The sequence below is a fragment of the Empedobacter sedimenti genome (assembly GCF_030005555.1).
GTDB classification, from domain to species: domain Bacteria; phylum Bacteroidota; class Bacteroidia; order Flavobacteriales; family Weeksellaceae; genus Empedobacter; species Empedobacter sedimenti.
In genome coordinates this window covers 18,539-42,649 of sequence record NZ_JASCQG010000018.1, presented here as the reverse complement: position 1 = coordinate 42,649, position 24,111 = coordinate 18,539, and the positions used below count along the sequence as shown (strand labels likewise).

The following is a 24,111-nucleotide window of genomic DNA, read 5'->3' as shown; positions in this document are numbered from 1 at the left end:
TAATTAAAGTTAATGATTTTAAAAACACTACCTTAAATTTTAGGTCTTAGATGTCCACTTTTTGCTGAAAATTTACATATTGATTTAAAATATTATTACTTCGTTTTTTCTAATGCTTGCAAAATATCTTCGATAATATCTGTTTTATCCTCTAAACCGACTGATAATCGAATAGAACCCGGCATAATTCCTAAATCTGCACGCTCTGCATCTGATAATTTTGCATGAGTTGTTGTTGCAGGATGCGTAGCAATCGATCTCGAATCTCCTAAATTAGATGTATATAAAATCATTTCTAATGCATCAATAAATTCAAAAGCACGCTCTTTTCCGCCTTTTACCTCAAATGTAACGATTCCGCCACCGCCTTTCATCTGTTTTTTTGCTAACTCATATTGCGGATGCGATGGTAAAAATGGATATTTAACATCTTCAATTTCAGAATGATTTTCCAACGCTTCTGCCAAAGCCAATGCATTTTCACAATGACGATCCATACGAAGAGGTAAAGTTTCTAAACTTTTAGAAATTGTCCATGCATTAAAAGCAGACATTGCTGGTCCTGTATGACGAATAAAAAACATCATTTCGTTGATTAATTCCTCATTTCCAACAACGACTCCACCTAAAACTCGACCTTGTCCGTCCATGTATTTTGTTGCAGAATGTATCGATAAATCAAATCCAAATTGCAAAGGCTGTTGTAAATATGGCGTTGCGAAACAATTGTCAATTGCAAAAATAACATGTGGATGTTTTTCTTTCAATTTTGCTAAAGCTTCTAAATCGAATAATTCTAATCCAGGATTTGAAGGTGATTCTAAGAAAACAATTTTCGTATTTGGTTGAATTGCTTTTTCCCAATCTTCGATATTTGGCGTTTCAACATAAGTATAAGTTACACCCCAACGCGGAAACAATTGCGTAATTAATTGATGCGTAGAACCAAAGATAGCACGACTCGACACAATATGATCTCCACTTTTGATGTATGATGCAAATGATGCAAAAACCGCTGCCATTCCTGATGCAAAAGCCAATCCAGCTTCTGCTTTTTCTAACGCACAAACACGATTAATAAACTCTGTTGTATTTGGATTTGCATAACGCGAATACACCATCCCTTGCTCTTCTTCCGCAAAAATTGCGCGACCTTGTTCTGCGCTATCAAAAATAAAACTTGATGTTAAATATAATGGAACCGAATGCTCGCGAGTAGCTGATCTTGGTGCTTGCTCACGAATTATCTTAGACTGATCTTTTTTCATAAGAATCAAAGTTAACGATAGTTTCATTAAGTCAAAAGCTTTTTTACAAGTTTTAAACCGAAATTATTTCTGTTTTTATTTATGATTTTCATTTTAAAATTCGATTATAAAATGTTTTTTTGGAAATATTTCAGAATCGAAAGTAAATCTTTCATTTTCATTATGATTAAAAATGATGATTCGAACAATTTTTCATAAAATATCATTCAGATTTAATCTCTACCTTTGCAGTCTTATATCAATTTATGTCATTCGAAAATTTAGGATTATCACCATATTTATCAAAAGCAATTACAAAACTTGGATTTTTAAAACCTTTTGAAATTCAGACCGAAACAATTCCATCTATTCTTAAAGGAAAAGATGTGATGGGAATTGCAAAAACTGGTTCTGGAAAAACGTTGTGTTTTGTTGCGCCTTTGTTACAAAAAATTCAGCATCAATCGTACGAAAAATCTCGTGCTGTAAAAGCCTTGATTTTAGTTCCAACACGTGAATTAGCAGTTCAAATTGAGCAAACTTTTGCAGGATTACAATCTGCTTTACGTCGTGAAGTACAAACGCAAGCTGTTTATGGAGGAACTTCGATTAATCCACAGATGAAAAATTTGTATGGAACAGAAATTCTAATTGCAACGCCTGGTCGATTATTGGATTTGATGGATCATAATGCATTTACGTTAGATCAATTGCAATATTTGGTGATTGATGAAGCGGACAAAATGTTTCAGATGGGATTTGGAGATGAAATGAATCGAATCCTGAAAAGTGTTCCGAAAAAGAAACAATCGATTCTTTTTTCTGCCACTTTAAATGATAAAATTGATGAAATAAAATCTACATTAAACATAAATCCAATTGTTGTTGAAATCAAAAAGCAAGAAATTGATTTAGAACAAATCGAGCAAATTGCTTACAAGGTTGATGCAGAAACAAAAGGTCCTTTTTTACGTTATTTAATCAAATCTGAAAATTTAGAGCAAGTATTGGTTTTTGTTTCTTCGACACGAACTGCGGATAATTTGGTCGAAAAATTAAAAAAGAATAAAATCTCTGCAATGGCGATTCATAGTAAGAAATCCCAAGGTGCGAGAATGGATAATTTGGAAGATTTTAAACTAGGTGATGTTAAAGTTTTGGTTGCAACAGATTTGATTGGACGCGGAATCCATATCGAAGGTTTACCAACTGTTATTAATTACGAATTACCTCGTTCGCCTTTAGATTATGTACACAGAATTGGGCGTACAGGTCGTGCGAATGCAAACGGAAAAGCAATTAGTTTGATTACAGAAGAAGATTTGCATCATTTCAAAATCATTCAGAAAAAAATGGGTAAAAAAGTTGATTTACTTCCAACTGATGAGGTGAATTTGCACGGATTCTAAAATAAGTTTTAAGTTATGAGTAATAAGTTCTAAGTTTTCTCTGAACTCATTACTCATAATTTTTTGCTATATCATTTTTCTTTTTTCATTATGCACTTTAAATATGTGGTCCAAGCATATTTTTAGGATCAAGGATTTCGTCCAAACGTTCTTTCGACAATAAACCATGATCTAAAACTAATTGATAAACACTTCCACCCGTTTCTAAAGCTTCTTTCGCAATTTTTGTACTTGCTTTATAACCAATATACGGATTTAGCGCCGTCACAATTCCAATACTATTCTGAACTTCATTTTTTAAATGCTCTGCATTCGCTGTAATTCCGTCTACACATTCAACACGTAACGTATTCATCGCATTTGTTAAATATTGAATAGATTCCATAATCGAGAAACCAATTACAGGTTCCATTACGTTTAACTGTAATTGTCCCGCTTCTGCAGCCATTGTAATTGACAAATCATTTCCAATCACTTTAAAACAAACTTGATTGACAACTTCCGGAATTACTGGATTCACTTTCCCTGGCATAATCGAAGACCCTGGTTGTTTTGGAGGTAAATTAATCTCAAACAAACCTGTTCTCGGACCTGAAGTCAACAAACGTAAATCATTACAAATTTTTGACAACTTCACACAAAGACGTTTCAACGCAGAAGAATAATCCACAAACGAACTCGTATCCGAAGTTGCTTCCACTAAATTATCTGCCAAAACAACATCTTCATTCAAAATTGTTGCGATTTTAGTTGTGCACAATTGCGCATAACCTGGAACAGCATTCAATCCAGTTCCAATTGCAGTTGCACCCATATTAATCACCAATAATTCGGCAGCAATTCTATTCAAATTATCAACTTCTTTGTGTAATGTATTCGCAAAACCTTCAAACTCTTGTCCAAGCGTCATTGGAACCGCATCTTGTAATTGCGTACGCCCCATTTTGATTACATTCTCAAACTCTTTTGCTTTTTTATCAAAGGCTAAATATAAGTTTGTTAACGCTTCAACCAACGGTTTGTTCATATCAAACAAAGCCAATTTCAAAGCTGATGGATATGCATCATTTGTAGACTGAGAAAGGTTGACATGATCATTTGGCGAACAAAATTGATAATCTCCTTTCTGTTTCCCCAAATGTTCCAAAGCAATATTGGCAATTACTTCGTTCGCATTCATATTAGTCGAAGTTCCTGCTCCACCTTGAATCATATCAATCGGAAATTGATCTAAATATTTACCATTTATCAATTCATTCGACGCAAAAGAAATTGCCTCAAATAACTCCTTCGATAATATTCCTAATTCATGATTTGCTTGTGCAGCACCTAATTTCACCACACCAAGCGCTTTTACAAATTCGGGATAATGTGACAAATAATTCGTCGAAATTTTGAAATTATTAATAGCGCGCTGCGTTTGCACACCATAATAAGCCGTTTCAGGAATTTGTAATTCTCCTAATAAATCAGACTCCGTTCTCATTTTATTCATTGTTTATTTATGTCAATTAAAGGTAAGAATTATTAAAGGATAAAAGACGAAAGCTTTTTACTAAAAATTTCAAAAAATCTATATCTTTAAAACATTAACACAAAAAAGATGAAAGCAGCTCGTTATTACTCCTTAGACGTTTTTCGTGGCGCAACTGTTGCGTTGATGATTTTAGTCAATAATCCTGGCAATTGGTCAGCTATGTTCGCACCTTTGAAACATGCAAGCTGGCACGGATGTACGCCTACAGACTTGGTTTTTCCTTTCTTTTTATTCGCAGTAGGAAATGCAATGGCTTTTGTAATTCCTAAATTGCAAAAACAACCTCAACAGATTTTTTGGCAAAAAGTAATAAAACGAACAATTCTAATTTTCGGAATTGGATTATTCATCAATTGGTGGCCATTTTTTAAGTGGGATAACAATGAACTTATTTTCAAAGCATGGAAAGATTCAGAAGAAAGCGGAATCCGAATTATGGGCGTTTTACAACGAATTGCAATTGCTTATTTTTTTGCTTCTGTGATTGCTTTTTATTTTAAACAAAAACAAGTTTTATTGATAAGTTGTGCGATTCTTTTATTTTATTGGGTTTTAACTTTCGGACTTGGAACTTCTGATCCTTATTCGTTAGAAGGTTTTATCGGAACTAAAATAGATAATCAATTGCTTGGTTTAGCACATATTTACAAAGGAGAAGGCGTTCCATTTGACCCAGAAGGAATTTTCAGTACAATTTCTACCATTCCACAAGTTTTATTTGGGTATTTGGTTGGTGATTATATTCAGAAACAAGGGAATATCAATTGGTTGAATCGTCCGTTACCAAAAACTGACAATCCGCAATATAAAATGTTAGCTGGTTTATTTGTTTTAGGAACAATTGCGTTGACAATTGGTTACGTTTGGCAATGGGACTTTCCATACAATAAAAAGATTTGGAGCAGCTCTTATGTTTTCAACACAACTGGTTTAGCGATCTTGACAATTGGCGCAATGATTTGGTTTATTGAAATTTTAGGAATCAAAAATAGCTTCATGAAATTCTTTGATGTTTTCGGAAAAAATCCTTTATTCATCTTTGTTTTGAGCGGATTATTACCTCGATTATTAGGTTTAATCAGAATTGAAGCTGGTTTAAATGATAAAGGCGAAATCAAATTCATTTCACCATTGGGTTGGTTCTACGAAAATGTTTGTGCAAAAATTCCTGGAATTCCAGAAATTGGTTCATTTATTTATTCGCTAATTTTCTTAGCTTTCTTTTGGTGGCTAGCTTATTTATTAGACAAAAAGAAGATTTATATTAAAGTTTAAAATCTTAATTATGAAGTATTTTATTATTGGATTATTAAGTCTTTTCTATTTTTTCTCTTGCAATGAACAAAAAGAAATCAATGATATTATTGCGTCTTTTCCTCCTAATTACGTAGATTATAATATACCTCCTGAATGTCAAGAAAACAATGGGTATTATAATAAAGATTCTGAAATTGTTTTAATTAATGAGAACGAATTTAATTCAATTATTAATCGTTTGGAAAAATTAAAATCTTCTAAAGAAATCAATGATTGTCCAAGTGATTTTAGCTTTTCCGTTGGAAAGGACAAATACTGTTCGTGCCTCTATGAAGAACGATTAATTTTTAAAAATGGACAATTACATGAAATTTCAGATACCTTATTATATGACATTAAATCTGCATTGACTTTTTATAATTCCAGACCAAAAGAATATTTAAAATACGATAATTTAATTCAAAAGTTCGGATTGCCTAAAAATTATAATTATCAACAAGCTGGTGAGACTCTTATATCTTATGACCAAGATGGAAACAAAACAGTAGATTTTATTGATTTTAAAATGCGATTAGTTACTTTAAAAACAAAATAAAAACACACCATAATCAATCCTCTATTCTAGCTAAACCTTCTTATAAACAGCATAAAACTGATAAAAATGCTGAATATTTTCAACATCAAAAATAATTTGTTTCCATTGATTTAATTCCAAAATCAACTGATTTTCGCGTTGAATAAATTTTCCGACAAAAATTTCATCATCATTCAAATACAAACCAAATTTATCATTAACCAAATGTAAATTTTCCACTTCCAAATGCTCAAAAAATAAAATAGACGACTCTTCTTCTGTAAAATCGATAGGTGAAGCGATACTCGAAGAATATTCTAACGCAATAAATTGATGCGAATTATAAATCGGAAAATAGATTGAAGGATAATTTTCTAAGTTCGAAAACAACTCTTTTTTTGCTTGAATAACTTCTCGAGATAAAAAAGGAATCGCGCTCAAATTTTTAACATTTCGCAACATATCAGCTTCCTCAAAATAGTTATCAAAGTGTAATATTTCGTTAACTGTTAAGTTTTTTTCGATCAAATGACTTATTGGAATGCTAAAATATTTAGCAATTTGAGAAATCGTTTCAATTTTTGGTTCTGCACGTTTTTCTTCGTAAGATGAAATATTTCCTCTACTAACTTCAAACAAATCAGCAAAAGCCTGTTGAGTTAAGTTCTTAACCTGTCTTAATTTCTTTATATTTTCACCTATTTTTGTCATTATTTAAAATTTTAACATTTTTATTTGCTAATTATTTTAGCAAATTGTTTAATTTTATGGAAACAAATTACAAAAAACACTAATAACAACAAAATGAATTATTTTTCTAAGATTGAAAATTTTATTCAAAACATCAATTACACCATCAGTTACAAAGACGAAAAAGAAGGTGTTTTTATGATTGAAAATTTATTGGATGGTGTTCAAAATCTGATTGTAGGAATTGCACCACCTGTTATCATTTTCGAGTTGTATTTATTTACAATTACAAATGATAATCTGGAAATGCTAAAAGCTTTGTTGATGAAAAATCGCGATATCATTCATGGTGCTTTTGCAATAACAGAAGACGGAAACAAAGTTATTTATCGTTACACACTTCAAATTGCGAATCTTGATCAAAACGAATTTGAAGCAACGTTAAACTCTTTGAGCTTATTGATGAGCGAATATTCTGCTCAATTAATCGAATTTTCTAAACAATAAAACAATATCACTATGAATATTTTCAAACGTATTTTTAGAATTGGACAAGCGGAAATACATTCGGTTGTCGAAAAAATGGAAGACCCAATTAAAATGACTGAACAAGGAATTCGCGAAATGCGCGATGATCTTAATCAATCATTAGAAGCTTATGCAAAAGTAAAAGCGATGGCAATTCGTTCGCAAAATAGCGTAGACAAAAAGAAAGAAGAAGCGGCAGATTACGAACGAAAAGCAATTCTTTTGTTAGAAAAAGCTGGGCGAAGTGAAATTACAGTTGAACAAGCCGAAAGTTTAGCGAAAGAAGCTTTGGGCTTAAAGAATCAATTGTTAGAAGAAATTACTGAATTAGAAAATCAAGTAATTATTCATGAAAAATCTGCAAATGAAGTCCATAAAAATGTCGAAGTTCTAAAATTCAACATTAATAAATGGGAAAATGAATTAACAACATTAAAAGCGCGTGTAAAAGTTGCTGATGCCACAAAACAAGTGAACAAACAAATGGCAAAAATTGATGCGAATAGCACCATTAGTATGTTAGAACGCATGAAAGCCAAAGTAGAAGAAGACGAAGCGCTTGCGCAAGCTTACGGAAGTTTAGCGGATAATTCAAAAACGGCTGATGATGAAATTAATGATACTTTGAAAGGAGATTTGATTCAGAATGAATTAGAAGCTTTGAAGCTAAAAATTCAGTCAAAAAATCAAGAATAAATCACTTTTTATAGTGAGTTATTTCTATAAAAAATTTCAGATCTTAAACCACCATTTTAAATTTTATGATTATGCAAAAATTTGAGTATAAAACAATCGAAATTACCGCAAGTGTTGGACTTAGTAAAATTACTATTTACACTGACCATGTTGATAAAATATTTTCAGAACTTGGTGAACAAGGATGGGAATTGGTAACTTCTGTTCCTGCAAATTATGTAGGGATGATGTCTTACAAAGTCTATTATACTTTCAAGAGAGTGATGCAATAAACTAAAAATTAACACTAAATGTCCGAAATTTTAAACCTTCTTTTTAATCCTGTTGCTAACGGAATTATGACCATTTTGATGGGATTTTCTCTTGTCTATTGGGTGTTTCAATTATTAGCTGGTGACGGAATTGACCTTGGAACTGATTCTGATTTTCATATAGGAGATATCAATGATGTTGATGCGCACCACGAAATTGACGGCGATCACGATGCTGATGCAGACGTGCATCACGAGCCAGGTTTTTGGGCAAAATGTTTAGAATTTATCAATGTTGGTAAAGTTCCGTTAATGGTAATTATTACTTTGTTCAAATTCATCAGTTGGGTTATTACCATTATTTCTTCGATTGTTTTCGGATTAGGTAAATTAGGTTTATATTCAATTTTAGTATTAATTCCAATTTTCATCATTGCTTATTTTATGATGCATTGGATAACGAAACCATTGGTGAAAATGTATGCAGAATTAGGCTATCACGGAGAAGAAGAAACTGATTTTATCGGCAGAATCGGAAAATCGAAGTCTAAAATAATAGGTGATAAAATAGGTTCTGCCGAATTTCAAATCGAAAAAGATATTATTACCCTTAACATCAAAAGTCAAAACGGCGAAGAAATTAATTTTGGAGACACCATTATTATTACAGACGAATCACCTTCAGATCATTATTATTTAGTCATTAAACATATAACCTTAAACAATATTTAACACAATCATGACACTACTATTTCAACTTACTTCGTTTCTTATCGAAGAAATTCTAACCATAATTATAAACTAAATCAATCAAAAACTTATAAAAAAAATCTCATGTCAAATTTTATTCTTTTAGCAGTTGGTGTTATCGTTTTCATCTTTATTGCATTCATCATTGTCTTAAGCATTTTCTATAAAAAAGTTCCACAAGGAAAAGCCATCGTTCGTACTGGTGTTGGCGGTTCTCAAGTCGCTTTTAACAAAGGAATGTATGTAATTCCTGTTTTCCACAAGATGGAAATTATGGATATTTCAATCAAAAAAATTGACATTGCTCGTCAACAAGGCGACGGTTTAATTTGTAAAGACAACATTAGAGCTGATATTAAAGTTGCATTTTTTGTTCGCGTTAATAAATCGGTGAATGATGTTATCAATGTTGCGCAAAACTTAGGAACAGAACGAGCATCAGAACCAGAAACATTAAAAAGTATTTTCGAAGCGAAATTCTCAGAAGCCTTAAAAACAGTTGGAAAAAAATTCGATTTTATCGAATTATACGAAGCAAGACGTGAATTTAGAGATGAAATTTTAAATATCATCGGAACAGATTTGAATGGATATATTTTAGATGACTGTGCAATTGATTATTTAGAACAAACTGAATTACAATTTTTAAGTCCAGACAATATTTTAGATTCAGAAGGAATCAAAAAAATCACTGAATTAACGGCTCAACAAAATATGAACGCCAATTTAATTCGTCGTGAAGAAGAAAAAGTTATCAAAAAACAAAACGTTGAAGCGCGTGAAGCAATCTTAGAATTAGAGCGTCAATTAGCCGAAAAAGAAGAGCGTCAACGCCGAGAAATCGAAAATATAAAAGCACGCGAAGAAGCAGAAATTGCAAAAGTTCGTGAAGAAGAACGTCTAAAAGCTGAATCTGTTCGTATTACAACAGAAGAGCAATTGGCGGTACAAGAAGAAAATAAATTGCGTCAAATTATTATCGCAGAAAAAAATAAAGTTCGTACTGATGCCATCGAAACAGAGCGTGTAGAAAAAGATCGTGCATTAGAGCAAACAGAACGTGAACGAATTGTGACTTTAGCGCAGATTGATAAAGAAAGATCAATCGAAGTTGAGAAGAAAAATATCCAAGGCGTTATCAAAGAACGTGTTCTTTTAGAAAAAGGCGTGATTGAAGAGCAACAAGGTGTGAAAGATGTTGAAGTTTATCGTGAAGTTGAACGTCAGAAACAAGCCGGAATCATTGCTGCATCTCAAGAAGCGGAAGAGCGTTTAATCGAAACTGTAAAAGCTGCGGAAGCTGCTAAAATTGCAGCAGAGCAAGAAGCTGCTCGTCAAGTTATCGAAGCCGATGCTCAAAAACAAGTTGCAGAACGTAAAGCACAAGAGTTATTAATTGATGCGGAAGCGAAAAAAGAAGCATCTGCAAAAGAAGCGGAAGCACGCAAAATTATTGCAGAAGCACAAGCTAAAGAAGAAGCTGCAATTGGTTTATCTGAGGCAGAAGTAATGGTTGCGAAAGCAGAAGCAGAGGAAAAACAAGGAACTGTAGAAGCGTCTGTAATCGAGAAAAAAGCGGAAGCGTTGCGTAAAGAAGGTTTAGCGCAAGCGGAAGTTGTACGTGAAAAAGCGTTGGCAGAAGCGAAAGGAATTGAAGAAAAAGCAGAAGCAATGAAGAAATTGGACGGTGTTGGAAAAGAGCACGAAGAGTTCAAACTTCAATTACAAAAAGAAAAAGACATCGAATTGGCTCAAATCAACATTCAAAAAGATATTGCTGGAGCGCAAGCTGAGGTATTATCAAATGCATTAAAATCTGCGAAAATTGACATTGTTGGTGGAGAAACAATGTTCTTCGAAAATATTGTCAAACAAGTTTCGAATGCAAAAGGTTTCGACCATTTAATCGACAATTCTAAACATGCAACAGATATCAAAAATGCGTTGATTGACGAAGATGGTGGAAGCGATTTAGCTGGAAAAGTGAAAAGTCTTGCCGATAAATATGGTATTTCGTCAAACGACATCAAAAACTTAACAATTACTGCTGCATTAATTAAATTACAGCAAGCTGCTTCGGCTTCTGGAAACAGTGAAGACACAGGATTTATCAATTCTCTTTTCGGAATTGCGAATCAATTAGGTGTTTCAAATAAAAAAATAGGTTAATCCATTAAACAATAATAGAGTGATTGAAATTTTATTGTTTCAATCGCTCTTATCAACACGTTTAATCACCTTTTAGATTTTAATTTAATGCAAGAAGAAAAAAATATTAACGTTACCGAAACGCTTGATGCAGGCGCGTACGAAATCATCCGAAAAAGACTTCTTACACAAAAAGATTTTCTTTCGGAAAGATTAACGAAATTGAACGAAGCTCGTAAAGAGGTGTTCAATTCTACCAATTTTGCATTAAGCGCAAACCAAAGAATTACGACAGAAAACACCTGTATTTCACGTGGAATTATCGCGTTCGATAAATTGTGTATTTTTGGGTACAACGTGCATTTCGGTTTACGCACAGACATTCAGTTGAGCGATGTTTTTAGTATTTATCTGTTTCAAGAAAATCAATTTATTCCTCAACCTCTCGACTTAATTAACGATCAGAATTTCTTTACAGATTTTCAGAATTTATATAAATATTACCGCGATTCTATCTTTTCTAAATTTCGTAGAACAGATAATTATTTGTACATGGTTTTCCAAACCAGTAAAAGCGCACAAGATTTAAAAGCGTTTAAATGGTTAATCAAAGACGGAAAATTAATTTATCAAGATGATCGCAGCATTCACGAAGTTAAAAAAGCAGATCAATTTGATTTCGAATGGCAAAAAACATCGATTGATGATCGTCGATTAGGAAAATTTCCACACATTTCTATTTTAGATAAAATTTTTATCGAAGCGATTGGTGGCGATATTACATTCAAAATTGAGGATAATACAGATACAGGAAAAGGAATTTTTACTGAAAAAGTTACGCATTTAGATCAACAATTAGACGATGCCGAATATTATTACGCCGATTTAGGAAATCTGATTGCGGTTAAAATCAAACCATTTCAAGAAGATTTCAGAGCGTATATTTACAATGTTCGTACCAAGGAAGTCATTAACATTCCAGCTCTTTTAGATGCGGCTGTTTTGTTGCCAGACAACCAAGGTTTAATTTTTTCGAATGGTTATTATTTACAAAACGGAACCTATCATATTTTCGAAAATAAGTTAGATAATTTTCAATTTTTCCGTCGTATAAATTCTCCAAACGGAGAAGATTTTATGTATATTTTCAATCAAGATGAAACCAATACATACATTCTTTTATCATACAATATCATTCAACAAAACGTCGAAACGCCTATTGTTTGCAATGGTTTCACGATTTTTAAAGACGGAAGTTTAATTTATTTCCGTACCGAAGAAGAAGCAACACGACATCATCAAGTTCAAATTTGGGAAACACCTTATGTCGAGCGTTTGGTGGAAAATCAAGAAAAAACAAATCATCCATTATACAAAATTGGAAACAAAGACATTGTAAAAGCAATGGCTGAATCTCAAGAAGTTATCCAATTAATTAACAAAGAAGATTCGTACGAAGGTCTGTATGAAGACATTGTAAAAAAAGCGAATAATATTGTTGATGGATATTTTTGGATCAATGACAAAGATACTTTTGAGCTTGCGATTCCTTTGTTAGAAATCAAAACGGTTGCCAATACAGCGATTGATGAATTTGCAAAAGTCCAAGTTCAGAAAAAATTTGCGCAAGAAACGTTAGAAAAAACGGAAGAATCGATAGAAGAAATCGTTTTCAAAATAAATAGTACAACGTACAATCAATTGGATTTATTGGTTGAACATTTAGCTGAAGCGCGTAAAATTCAAGGAAAAGTGATTGATTTACGTTCGATTCGTTATATCAATTTAGAACGTGTTCAAGAATTAGAAAATCAATTACAAGAAGTCAACGAAAGTTTATCAACCAAAACAATTGAGTTTCTTTTATTGGATGAAGCGCTGATTCCGTACGAAGAAAAAGTTGAAGAACAGAAAAATTTAGTGGCTTCGATTGAGAAAGTTGTTGATGCGAAAGTAATCGAAGAAGCGTGTCTTAAAATTGCTTCCGAATTAGAATTGTTGATTGATATTCTGAACAGTTTAAAAATTGAAGACGCTACACAAACGACAAAAATTATTGAAAAAATTTCTGTCATTTTTGCTTCGCTTAACGAAGTTCGAGCTCAATTAACACGTCAAACTTCTGCCTTAAAAAGTAAAGAAGCGGTTGCCGAATTTTCTGCTCAAATCACGTTGTTGGAACAAAGTGTGGTTAACTTTTTAGAATTATCAACAACTGCCGAAAAAACGGAAGAATACAATACAAAAATCATTGTTCAGCTCGAAGAATTAGAAAGTAAATTTTCAGATTTTGATGATTTCGCTTTAAAAATTGCAGATAAACGCGACGAAATTATCAAAGCGTTCAATTCGAAACGCGAACAATTGGTTGAACAAACCAATAAACGTACCAATTCATTAGAACAAATTGGTTTGCGTGTCTTGAAAAATATCGAAAATAAATCCAAAACTTTTTCTGAAAAAGAAGAAATTTTAGCGTTTTATTCTTCGGATTTGATGATTGACAAAATGCGTCAAATCATTCAAGAATTAAAAGATTTAAAAAATGTTTCGAAAGCCGAAAACCTTGAAAATCTTTTGAAAAAATCGCAAGAAGATACGCTTCGAGTTTTACGTGATAAAACTGAACTTTTTGTTGATGGACAAAATATTATTGCGCTTGGGCAAAATAAATTTATGGTCAATACGCAGCAATTAGCGCTGACTTTGTTGAATCGTAACAACGAATTATTTTATCATTTGACAGGAACAAGTTTCTATCAAAAAGTTAAAAACGAAGAAATTTATCGTTATCAAGATATTTGGAACCAAGAATTTGTTTCAGAAAATCAATTGGTTTATCGTGCTGAATATTTGGCTTATCAAGCTTTTTTAGCGAGAAATGAAAAAGATTTCGGTGCTGAAAAATTCATCAATCAAATCATTGAACAAAATTATTCGGAAGGTTATATAAAAGGTGTTCATAATTTTGACGCACTTCGAATTTTTACTGAATTAGTGCATGTCAATTCTAAATTAGACGTGTTGCAATTTGATGCTCAAACACGTACAACTACTCAGATTTTTTGGCATTCTTTAGAAAAGAATTTGCAAGAAAAATTGAATGCGATGATTAATTCTGCTCAATTAATTTTGAAAAATTTTCCAAATTCAAATCGTTTTGAAAACATTCTAAATGAAATAAAATCGCTTTTTGAAAATTGGGAAACGGAATGGGATAAATCGCAAACATCATCAGAAAAAATAGCCAATTATTTATTTACAACTTTCACGAAATATCAAGCTTTTTCGATGAGTAAAGAAGCTGAAACTTTCCGAAATGAATTTGTAAATTATTTAGAAAAGAATAAAAATTCGGACGATTTTAATGCATTAATTCAAGATGAACAATTTTCTTCAACCGAAAAATTTTACTTGATCGAAAACTGGATTCATTCTTTTATTGATGAAAATGAAAACTTCTTAAATTACAGAAATGTGGTGAATGAAGTGGCAACAATGCTTTTATTTTCGAAAGATCAATATCATATCAATGAAGGAAATTCTATCATAAAAATTGAAGATTTAAAAGGAAATCATGCGGTAATTGTTGACGGAATTTATACTCAAAATTATCATGAAATCATTTCGAAATTAGAACATTTTTCAACTGTTGATGTTCCAAATTTTAAATCATTCCAAAAGCTAAAAGAAGAAATTTCTAAGTCGTATGAAAAAGATTTAAAAATCGCAGAATTTGAACCAAAAGTTTTGACATCATTTGTAAGAAATAAATTAATCAACGAAGTTTATTTTCCTTTAATCGGAAATAATTTAGCCAAGCAATTGGGAACAGCAGGCGAAAACAAGCGCACTGCACGTATGGGAATGTTGTTGTTAATTTCGCCGCCAGGTTATGGAAAAACGACCTTGATGGAATATTTAGCCAAAACGATGGGCTTGCATTTTGTGAAAGTGAATGGACCAACAATTGGGCATAACATTACGTCAATCGATCCAATCGAAGCCAAAACTTCTGGAGAAAGAGAGGAATTGAAAAAGATCAATCTTTCGTTCGAAATGGCTGATAATGTGATGTTGTACTTGGATGATATTCAGCATTTGAGTGCAGAATTTTTGCAGAAATTTATTTCATTAGCCGATGGACAGCGAAAAATTGATGGAATTTTCGAAGGAGAAAGTAAAACCTACGATTTACGTGGAAAACGTTTTTGCATCGTTATGGCTGGAAATCCATATACTGAAAGCGGCTCTAAATTTCAGATTCCAGATATGTTGGCCAATCGTGCTGACGTGTATAATTTGGGTGATGTAATTGGTGATACTGAAACGTTGTTCAATATGAGTTTAATTGAAAATGCGACAGGCGATAATCCTTATTTGGATAAAATTGCTTCAAAAAGTTTGTCCGATTTTTACAAGTTAACAAATTTTGTAACCGAAAATCAAGAACAACTTCCAGATTTGGAAGGCAATTATTTGAAACAAGAAATTGATGATTTTATTGCGGTTCTAAAACATGTGATTAAGATTAGAAATATAGTCGTAAAAGTCAATCAAAATTATATTGCAAGCGCAGCAATGCAAGATGATTACAGAACTGAGCCACCTTTCAAGATGCAAGGTTCGTACAGAAATATGTCAAAATTAGTTTCGAAAATTGTTCCGATGATGAACGAAAAAGAAATTAATGAAACGATATTGGCACATTACGAAAGTGAATCGCAAACGTTGACAACAGATACAGAATCGAATCTTTTGCGCTTAAAAGAAATTGCAAGTTTGATGACTCCTGAAGAAAAAGAACGTTGGGAAATAATCAAAACAACATTCGTTAAAAACAATAAACATGGCGGCTTGAATAAAGACGATAAAGTTTTTACCCAATTGCTCGAATTCAACGAAAATTTGGAAGGAATTATCCAAGCGATCTTAAAAAAGTAATATTAAAACTGCTCATTTTGAGCGGTTTTTTTTATATTTAACCTCAACCAAAACATCTATTATGAAAGAGATCGCTCTTATTTTTGTGCTTTTTAGTTCAATTTTTTCCTATTCTCAAGATACAATTTTCATTGATCATAGAGGCGATACAATTTCAGGTAAAGATTTAAGTAAGTTCGAGAAAAAAAAGACTACGAAAAAAATAGTTCAAAACAATCAACTAAAATCTGTTATCTATTCTAACTTTTTAATCAAAGAAAAACCTCAATCATCTTATAAAGGTTATTACAAAAATGAACAACCTTATGATGGATATTTCATTAATAAAATCATTTTGAACGAAATTCCTTTGGTTGATTTTTACGAAAAAGGTGAACTAAAATATCAATATTCTTTTGATTTTTTGAAGCAATTAGATAATTATCAATTTTATGAATATGACCAAAAAAGTGTCTACAAAAATGGAAAAATTGTAGACGGTTTTGAGTTTATTGATAACGAAGACAATGCTACTCTATCACGTATTGGTTACAAAAATGAAAAAGCAAATTATCTTGAATTAAATCTTTTTGCGATGCACGCTTTTAACCGATTTACATTTGATTATAATGAGAAAGAATTGGTTATGAAAGATTTTGAAAAGCAAACTTCAATCAAATTAACCGAAAAAGGTAATGGAATTTTTACTGAGGTTTTTGATGAAAATGGAAAGTTGATTATCAATAATCTACAAAAAGAAGTACAAAAAGGCTCTCCAAATTCTAATACAATTTATAAAGTAGAAAACAATCAGTTGAAAGAAGAATATGTTTCATTAAAAGATGTAAATCCTCTATATGAACTGATTTATAAGGAAATTAATCCAATTATTGCAATCATTTATTCTTCGGTTGCCTATAATCGAACGATAAAATTGGATGAATTATTTAATCAATTTGTAGAAATTTTTAAATCAAAAAATATTCAAAAACTATATGGGCAAGAGTCGTTCATAGAAGGTCCAAATAAAGTACTTTCAAGTTTAAATTATAATAAAAATGGAAATCCTGATTGGGGTGTTAAAATTACTGAAACGGGAAAAAAATATTTGGTTGAATATTATAGAGAAGAAAAAGTGACTTTTACTAAAAAAGTTAATTCTATAGATGAAGTTCAAAAAACGATTAACAGTCTTTTTAAAAAATATGAAGATGAATGAATAAGCCGCTCAATGAGCGGCTTATTTTATTCATTAAATTTATCTCCTCTGAATATTTTGACAGGATTTCCTCTTGCAATAGACGTTTGATTATTCCATTTTTCTTGAACCAAGTCCTTCAATTTATTAGTTTCAAATTCTTGCAATTTCAATAACAAACGAGTTGTTGCAATTTTTTTGTTCTGATGTTGCGAACGTGAATCCATCGAAACCACAGAAATTCCGCTTGGTTGATGCGTTGCACGAACAGCCGAATTTACCTTGTTTACGTTCTGTCCACCATTTCCAGAACTTCGCATTGTTTGATAAACGATTTCATTTGGATTAATTGAATTTTCTTTCGGAATTTCTAATTCAAAACAACCAATAAACCAGTTTTTTCGTTGATGAAATTTTCGATAAGGACTTTTACCAATCCATAAAATTGTTCCAAACCAAGGTTTCAAAAATGTGTTTAAATCATTTCCTTCAAGTTCTATAATCACAGACGAAAGTTGATTAAAATCTTTGTCAATTTCTCTTTCGATTACGTCAAACTTAATATCGGATTTTGTGCACGCTTCCGAAAACTTTTTAAAAACATTAGTTACCACAAAATTGCATTCTGCAGGTCCTCTACCCGATGTAAGTTGAATAATTTTTTTCATCATCATTTATTTATCCATTCTTACAATTTTCGGCGTAAAAGTTCCCAACACTTTCACTAATTCGGTTTGTAAATTCATCACCGTTTTGATGTTTTTATACGCAAATGGCGCTTCATCAACACTTCCTCCTATCAGCTCAATTTCTGCATCTTTAAGTTGTGCATTCATAAAGCTTTTGGTAATCGTTGATTTACATTTCGCACGCGACATTTTTCGTCCCGCACCATGCGAAGCCGAATTAATGCTTAACTCATTTCCCAAGCCTTCGACAATGTAACCGTTTGCAGTCATCGAACCTGGAATAATTCCCAAAACTCCTTCTCCGGCTGGCGTTGCTCCTTTACGGTGAACAATTCGTTCCGTTCCTTCAACTATTTCTTTCCACGCAAAATTGTGATGGTTTTCGATGTTGAAAGCGATACGTTTTCCTATAGCTTTCGCAATTCTTCGATGAATATCGTCGTGACAAGCCTTGGCATAATCTCCTGCCAAATTCATCGCAGCCCAATATTCTTGCCCATCGTGCGTATCCAAATCCAACCAAGCCAAATGCTGAACTTGCTTCGGAAGTGGACATTGTTTCGCCGCCAAATACGTGTAATGTTTTGCAATATTTGCTCCCAAACCACGCGAACCACTATGCGATAAAACAGCCAAATATTCTCCTGGAATCAAGTTCCATTCTGGTTTTACCTCATCTAATTTCACAATCCCAAATTCTACAAAATGATTTCCTCCGCCCGAAGTTCCCAATTGTTGATAAGCTTTTGTTTTTAAACTTTTCAGGATTTGAATTTCATCAAAAATAGAGCGCTCAAAAATTTCGTGATCTGCTTTTAATTTATGCGTTTCATACATTCCGAATTTGGTATGATCTTGCAGAACCTGAATCAATTGATGCGATTTTCCTTTCAAAAAACTTGCTGGTAAATCGTAAACAGAAAGACTCATTCGACAACCAATATCCACACCAACTCCATACGGAATCACTGCATTATCCGTCGCCAAAACGCCACCAATCGGCAATCCATAACCAGAATGTGCATCTGGCATCAAAGCTCCTTTTACCGAAATTGGCAATTTTAACGCATCATATAATTGAAATTTTGCTTGCTCATCAATTTCATTTTCGCCAAAAATCGAAAAAGGCGAACGCGTCGTTTTCAATTCTTGTAATCTAACCTCAACTGGTTTTATCAATCCTTCCGCAACTTTTCCCCAAATTCCGTGACCAATGTATTTTTCTGGCTCAAGCAAAACTTCTTTAGCTTCGTTGAGAATCGTTTGTTTCTTTTCTTTTTTTCTGTATCGATGAATTTGCCCAATTGCAATATTGATCGAATTATTTTTTGGAAAGCCTATTTTTATAAAGTCTTTTCCAGAGATTTTATTTCCCATGATTAATGTCTTTTAGATAGCTGATGCTCTTTTTCCATCAGCATTTCAGCGATTTCTGTCGCCGAATTTTTGTTGTTAAAAAATTTCCTTTTCGTAAAGGGATTTTTAAATTTTGGTTTTAACTTATACGAATATCCTCCTCCAACTATTTTCTTTAAGAGGATTCCTTGATTTTTATACTTGTCAAAAAAATGATCGATTTGTGCTTCTTCACGCTTCAAGTCAATATCAAGCGGTTTGTAATGCGTTATCATATTTGGTTTGATGATTAACCGAAAACGCCACGGTTGTAGAAATTCATAAATTCCTTTGAAACGTTTTGTTTCTGGATCATATACCTGAATACACGCAAAATATCGACGTTCTTCATCATTCAAAATGGAATGCGGACCAGAATATTCGTAAGGTTGTAATTGTTTCAATTCTTGAATTCTCGGAATATAAATTCGCTTTCCGTTACGTTTTTGTTTTTTTACAAACTTTCGTGTTTCAGCATATTGAGAAGTGTTAATTTTCTTCAGAATTTGAGTAAAAAACTCAATCTCATTTTCCTTTTTAATATCATCTCTCAACACAAAATAGCGTTCGAAACCTTTTTGATATGGCTCTTTTAAAGGAACAAGCGGAATTGCTTTTTGCTCTTTAAAAATTTCTTTTCGACGTTTATATTTCTCTCTTACACTTTTTTCTTTCGCTGTTTTTACGCTTCTTTTCCTTGCTCTTTTTGTTCGTAATCGAGCTGAAAAGAAAATTGAATCTTCCATAAAATGGATTATTTGATTGCAAATAATTGTTTTGAAATAATTAGCGCTAATTATTTCTTCTTCGGAAGTTTTTAGAAGTTATTCTGAATCTAGAATGGAATAATAAAAGAAAAAGCCCGAAGAATCCTCCGGGCTTTTGATATAATAAGTAAATTATTTACGATTTATAAGCACGAAGAATGCTCATTGCAAAATCTGTTGCAATAGCTGAAAACTGATATGTCGTTTCTTTGAACATTTTATTTCTTCGTTATTAAATTGTTATACGTTATGATTTTTATCAGTGCAAATTTAAGTCAATAAAATTCACATTTCCAAATCGTTTGTGAAATTTCACTAAAAATAGGGAGAAAAAAAGAGATTGCGACTCACAATCTCTTCTCATAAATCTAGCTTATAAACTTTGAAATTAAACTGAGATTTAAATTTATTTAGTAAATGTTTTTTGAGATAAATTGGGATCAAGAAAATGTTTTCTGTAATCCCAATCAAAATAATTATTATGAAAAATGGTTGGTCTTGTTAGTTCTATTAACCCTCTTATCCAATAAAAGCAAATTTATCTTCGAACATTGATCCAATAATTGGTAAAGGTTTTTTTACTCCATTCGCCGCATTAATAATTCCGATAATCATTAATATTAGAGAAGCAAATCCTAAAATTCCGATAAATGGAATATCAACTGCAAACATGATGATGTTAAGAAGTATTCCCCAAACGAATGAGAATATAACTAATCCTAAACCTTGTTTTAGATGATACTTTAATAAATCATCTGCTTTGTCTTTTCCAACTACATAGGCTATTACCCATCCGATAATTGTGATGTATGATACGATTGATAAAGTTTTGTTGTCCATAATTGTACTTTTTAGTTGATTAAAATTCTTTTCCAAAATTCTTTTATTTGAGTTATAAAAACTAAAAAACCATACCTACATAGCTACTACATCATCAAAATACAATTACTACAAAACGACTACATGTTTTTATAATACACTTTAAAACAATCATTTATACTTAACAATTTTTAGAAGCTATTTCTTATTATTTATGAAAATTTGAATTTTTATAACGAATTTTGAAATATGATGAAACGTTCTAAATTTATCTTTTTGTTTTTAATAAGTATTTCAAGTTTTGTAAATGCTCAAAATAGTTATGTGGATAGCTTGAAAAATGAATTAAAAACGCAGAAAACGTCAAAAGAAAAATTTGTACTTTACAATGTTTTAGCCGAAATAAGTAGAACTTCTGATCAATATAAACAAGCTAATATTTACCTTGACGAGCAAATAAAACTGGCTAAAAAAGAAAACAATCAATTAGAATTGGTTAGAGCTTATGTACAAAAAGGAACTATTTATGAGAATCAACAATTATACAATGAAGCTCAAAAAGTTCTTGATCAATTAGATTCTATCACAAAAAACAACAATACTTTTATTATAAAAGCATATGTTAACTATCTACAGGCTTACCATTATATTAATCTAAATGAATATGAAAAATGTCTAAAAACAATTCAAAATTACATTCCAGAATTAGAAAAAATGCCTGAAGAATATAGTTTAAAATCTAAATCAAATTATTTTCTTTACGGAGTACATGCCAACTGGAACGACGCGAAAAATTCTATTCTTTATGCACAGAAATCGTTAGATTTTGCTGAAAAATCTGGTGATAAAAATCTATTGGTTACAGCTTACGCGAATTTGGGCGTTGCAGAATCGTTGAAATATTTGGAAAGTAAAAAACAAGAAGACTTAAATAAACTGATTATTACAAGTAAAAAGGCGGTTGAAATCAGTCAAAAATATCCCGATCAAGTATCTAAATACAATTACGCGATTGCGTTACTAAACTTATCAGATTATCAACTTAATTTTTCAGTACAATCTGCTCAAATTAAGCAAGAAATCAAAAAAAATTCACTAAAAATAGTTGAATTATGTAAAAATATTCCAAATTCTCAAAATGTAACTTCTGGCGCTTTAGGTATATTAAGTAAACTTGCAAAAGACGAAAATCGTCCTGATTTGGTTGAAAACTATTTATTACAAGCTAATGATATTTTGCTTACACAGAACAAAAAAGATTATTATGCTTTGATAAGTGTCACAACGGATTTGGCTGATTTTTATAGTCAAAATAAAATGTTTGAAAATGCATTTGAGTTTCAAAAAAAAGTAACAGAATATTCCAACTTGCTTTATGATCAAGGACAAGCGGAAACATCAAAAAAGCTGGAAGCACAGTTTCAAACCAAAGAAAAAGATTTGAAATTAGACTCTTTATTAGCCAAAACACAAAGCATCAAAAAAGAACGTTTTCTGTATGTTATTTTAGGAATTTTAGGTCTTATTGGTGCTTTTTTTATGTTTCGCTCTTATCATTTTAAATTGCGTTACTCAATTGGGAGAGAAAATCAGCTTCATTCAGAAAAACAGGAAGCTCATCTAAAGTTGCAATTACAAGACGAAGAACAAGCCAGAATTTTGGCTGAACAAGAATTATTGACGTTACAACAGCAAAAATTGCAGGACGAAGTTTTGGCAAGTCAATTACATTTAGAGCATAAAAATCAGGTTTTACAAACCCTAAAAGATAAAATCTCGACTGATAAACCTATCAATCTGAAGCAAATTTTGCGAGAAGAATCCCTATTGGATAATAATTTTGAGAAAACACAATTTATTATTCAAGAAACGCATCCTAATTTTTTCAAAAATCTTTCTGATCATGCGAAACAAAAGTTGACTCCCTTAGATTTGAAATATTGTTCGTATATCTATCTCGGAATGGATACCAAGCAAATTGCACACTTGTTAAATATTGAACCAAAAAGTGTTCGGATGACAAAGTATCGCTTAAAACAAAAATTTGGTTTAACTAAAGACAAAGATTTAAATCTCTTTTTTCATCAGATAATTACTTAAACTTATAAAAGTCAAATTATTATATGAGAAAAAAAATCTACTTTCTATTTTTAGTTCTATTCATACTTTCTTGCGAAGAAAAACCGCAATTTAATATTGAAGGAGATTGGACTTATGATAATCAATATAATATTGAGCAAGAAAATAATAAATTAAAAAAAGACGATGTCTATATTGATGTTTCTTGGGGTTTAAATTATTTTAAAATTTATGATAATACAATAGAATATATTTCAAGTGGTAATGATGAAGATTTTTCTTTCTTTAAGCGAGATTTGAAAACATTCAAACTTTATAAACTGAAAGGAAATGAAGTTTGGATATTAGATGCAACCTCAAAAATTTATCAAAAAAAGTATTATTTAGATAGCATAACCGATTATTTTATCTATTACAGAGATTTAGAAAACAATAAAAAAAGATTAAAATCTCCTTATAAAAATATCGATTTTGATGAAATTGTTTTTAGTTCGATTGGATATACAACAGGTTTTGTTGATTATTATACGATTAATAAGAATGGAATTGTGAATAAATTTATTACAAATAAAATTTTAGAAAATCATCAAGGTAAATTAACAAAAGAAGAAGTAGATTTTCTATTTCAAAAATACCAAGATACTCAATTATATTATCAACCAAACACAACAACTCCCCAAATATCTATTAAGGATGGTGGCGGAATTGAACTTTTGTTTACAAAGAACAATATTATAAACAAATCTATTCTTAATGAAAACGATTCAGGAAATCCAAAGATTGAAGAAGCTATTTATTACACACGAAAAGCAATAGAAAAAGCTGAATTTAAACTAACAAATAATTCATATCCAATTCCTTTTTTTAACGTAGAAAGTTATACCTATTTAAAAAGTGATATTGAACGAAATCTTACAGATATTGAATCCAATTATCTCTATTTTCTTCTAAATAAAGCAAAGGAAACCAATAAATTTGATAGAAAATATAAATTAAATCTGAACGAATATAGAACTGAAGAAATTAAATCTATGTTCGCAGATGATAGCTGTATTGAGATTAATTATAAAAATGGAAAAACTACTTATTATGATTTAGGTGTAAAGTTTTTTGCTTATTCTCACTTCAACTCTCGTTAATTTATTAAAATATAA

General features: G+C 31.4%; 19 protein-coding genes. 12 read left to right on the top strand and 7 right to left on the bottom strand.

The features are described 5' to 3' along the window. Positions 1 to 95 precede the first annotated feature (95 nt). Positions 96 to 1,268 carry a trans-sulfuration enzyme family protein gene (locus QHG34_RS14575; protein WP_282630965.1) on the bottom strand — a complete coding sequence of 391 codons (1,173 nt, stop codon included), beginning with the start codon at positions 1,266 to 1,268 and terminating at the stop codon, positions 96 to 98. Between the two features lie 245 nt (positions 1,269 to 1,513). On the opposite strand from QHG34_RS14575, the gene QHG34_RS14570 reads away from it, so the two are divergent. After that, the gene (locus QHG34_RS14570; RefSeq protein WP_282630964.1) at positions 1,514 to 2,656 is read left to right on the top strand and encodes a DEAD/DEAH box helicase; all 1,143 of its coding nucleotides are present in this window, start codon (positions 1,514 to 1,516) and stop codon (positions 2,654 to 2,656) included. Between the two features lie 97 nt (positions 2,657 to 2,753). Here QHG34_RS14570 and aspA read toward each other — a convergent pair whose 3' ends face one another. After that, on the bottom strand, positions 2,754 to 4,151 hold the full coding sequence (gene aspA / locus QHG34_RS14565; protein WP_282630963.1) for an aspartate ammonia-lyase: 1,398 nt from the start codon (positions 4,149 to 4,151) through the stop codon (positions 2,754 to 2,756). Between the two features lie 108 nt (positions 4,152 to 4,259). Here aspA and QHG34_RS14560 point away from each other — a divergent pair, with 108 nt between their 5' ends. Beyond that, positions 4,260 to 5,468, top strand: coding sequence for an acyltransferase family protein (locus QHG34_RS14560; protein ID WP_282630962.1), 1,209 nt, complete (start codon positions 4,260 to 4,262; stop codon positions 5,466 to 5,468). Between the two features lie 10 nt (positions 5,469 to 5,478). Continuing rightward, on the top strand, positions 5,479 to 6,045 hold the full coding sequence (locus tag QHG34_RS14555) for a hypothetical protein (protein WP_282630961.1): 567 nt from the start codon (positions 5,479 to 5,481) through the stop codon (positions 6,043 to 6,045). Positions 6,046 to 6,075: 30 nt separating this feature from the next. On the opposite strand, the gene QHG34_RS14550 is transcribed toward QHG34_RS14555, so the two are convergent. After that, positions 6,076 to 6,735, bottom strand: a complete 660-nt coding sequence (locus tag QHG34_RS14550; protein WP_282630960.1) for a helix-turn-helix domain-containing protein — start codon at positions 6,733 to 6,735, stop codon at positions 6,076 to 6,078. A 93-nt stretch (positions 6,736 to 6,828) separates the two neighbouring features. On the opposite strand from QHG34_RS14550, the gene QHG34_RS14545 reads away from it, so the two are divergent. The 7 genes from QHG34_RS14545 to QHG34_RS14515 all read left to right on the top strand — a co-directional run bounded on the left by QHG34_RS14545 (position 6,829) and on the right by QHG34_RS14515 (position 17,229). Continuing rightward, positions 6,829 to 7,221: a type III secretion system chaperone family protein gene (locus tag QHG34_RS14545; protein ID WP_038332747.1), complete on the top strand. Its 393-nt coding sequence runs from the start codon at positions 6,829 to 6,831 to the stop codon at positions 7,219 to 7,221. A 12-nt stretch (positions 7,222 to 7,233) separates the two neighbouring features. Next, positions 7,234 to 7,938: a PspA/IM30 family protein gene (locus QHG34_RS14540; protein WP_282630959.1), complete on the top strand. Its 705-nt coding sequence runs from the start codon at positions 7,234 to 7,236 to the stop codon at positions 7,936 to 7,938. Between the two features lie 71 nt (positions 7,939 to 8,009). Then, the gene (locus QHG34_RS14535; protein WP_282630958.1) at positions 8,010 to 8,210 is read left to right on the top strand and encodes a DUF4177 domain-containing protein; all 201 of its coding nucleotides are present in this window, start codon (positions 8,010 to 8,012) and stop codon (positions 8,208 to 8,210) included. Between the two features lie 18 nt (positions 8,211 to 8,228). After that, positions 8,229 to 8,921, top strand: a complete 693-nt coding sequence (locus QHG34_RS14530) for an OB-fold-containig protein (RefSeq protein WP_282630957.1) — start codon at positions 8,229 to 8,231, stop codon at positions 8,919 to 8,921. A gap of 102 nt (positions 8,922 to 9,023) precedes the next feature. Continuing rightward, positions 9,024 to 11,108: a flotillin family protein gene (locus QHG34_RS14525; protein WP_282630956.1), complete on the top strand. Its 2,085-nt coding sequence runs from the start codon at positions 9,024 to 9,026 to the stop codon at positions 11,106 to 11,108. A gap of 87 nt (positions 11,109 to 11,195) precedes the next feature. After that, positions 11,196 to 16,031: a DNA repair ATPase gene (locus tag QHG34_RS14520; RefSeq protein WP_282630955.1), complete on the top strand. Its 4,836-nt coding sequence runs from the start codon at positions 11,196 to 11,198 to the stop codon at positions 16,029 to 16,031. A 61-nt stretch (positions 16,032 to 16,092) separates the two neighbouring features. Next, entirely contained in the window at positions 16,093 to 17,229 is a 1,137-nt protein-coding gene (locus tag QHG34_RS14515; RefSeq protein ID WP_282630954.1) for a hypothetical protein, read from the top strand. A gap of 26 nt (positions 17,230 to 17,255) precedes the next feature. Here QHG34_RS14515 and prfH read toward each other — a convergent pair whose 3' ends face one another. The 4 genes from prfH to QHG34_RS14495 form a co-directional block, all read right to left on the bottom strand. After that, positions 17,256 to 17,876, bottom strand: a complete 621-nt coding sequence (prfH, locus tag QHG34_RS14510) for a peptide chain release factor H (protein ID WP_282630953.1) — start codon at positions 17,874 to 17,876, stop codon at positions 17,256 to 17,258. Positions 17,877 to 17,882: 6 nt separating this feature from the next. Further along, positions 17,883 to 19,274 (bottom strand): RtcB family protein, encoded by a 1,392-nt coding sequence (locus QHG34_RS14505; RefSeq protein WP_282630952.1) that lies wholly within the window; start codon positions 19,272 to 19,274, stop codon positions 17,883 to 17,885. A 2-nt stretch (positions 19,275 to 19,276) separates the two neighbouring features. Next, positions 19,277 to 20,038: a hypothetical protein gene (locus QHG34_RS14500; RefSeq protein ID WP_282630951.1), complete on the bottom strand. Its 762-nt coding sequence runs from the start codon at positions 20,036 to 20,038 to the stop codon at positions 19,277 to 19,279. A gap of 540 nt (positions 20,039 to 20,578) precedes the next feature. After that, positions 20,579 to 20,899: a DUF4870 domain-containing protein gene (locus QHG34_RS14495; protein WP_282630950.1), complete on the bottom strand. Its 321-nt coding sequence runs from the start codon at positions 20,897 to 20,899 to the stop codon at positions 20,579 to 20,581. 228 nt (positions 20,900 to 21,127) lie between these two features. Between QHG34_RS14495 and QHG34_RS14490 the strand changes: the two genes are divergently transcribed. Together QHG34_RS14490 and QHG34_RS14485 are read left to right on the top strand one after the other, a co-directional pair. After that, complete coding sequence (locus QHG34_RS14490; RefSeq protein ID WP_282630949.1) at positions 21,128 to 22,978, top strand: helix-turn-helix transcriptional regulator; 1,851 nt, start codon at positions 21,128 to 21,130, stop codon at positions 22,976 to 22,978. 23 nt (positions 22,979 to 23,001) lie between these two features. Continuing rightward, positions 23,002 to 24,096, top strand: a complete 1,095-nt coding sequence (locus QHG34_RS14485; protein WP_282630948.1) for a hypothetical protein — start codon at positions 23,002 to 23,004, stop codon at positions 24,094 to 24,096. Positions 24,097 to 24,111 lie beyond the last annotated feature (15 nt).